The organism is Methylobacterium sp. CCH7-A2, assembly GCF_001557075.1.
Classification (GTDB): Bacteria; Pseudomonadota; Alphaproteobacteria; order Rhizobiales; family Beijerinckiaceae; genus Allobosea; species Allobosea massiliensis.
The window spans coordinates 1-228 of sequence record NZ_LSKN01000268.1 but is presented as its reverse complement, the minus strand read 5'-3'; the positions used below and the strand labels follow the sequence as shown (position 1 = coordinate 228).

Sequence of the window (228 nt, the reverse complement as noted above, 5' to 3'; positions counted from 1 at the left end):
AGATGCCGGGGATCGCTCGCGATGGTGGCGAGCGTCTCGGCCGCGGCCCTGAACAACAGCCCATAGACCTCGGCCTTGTTCGGGTAGGCGATGGCCGCGAGGGGCGCTGGCAGGGTGAAGACGAGATGGTAATAGGCCACGGGCAGAAGATCGGCCTGCCGGTCGGCGAGCCGGTCCTTCGCCGCTGCGCCCTGGCAGCGCGGGCAGTGCCGGTTGCGGCAGGAGTTG

General features: G+C 69.7%; 1 protein-coding gene. It reads right to left on the bottom strand.

The window, feature by feature from the left end:
- The coding region (locus AX750_RS20110; protein WP_197432849.1) for a transposase zinc-binding domain-containing protein at window positions 1-228 on the bottom strand (228 nt) is incomplete at both ends.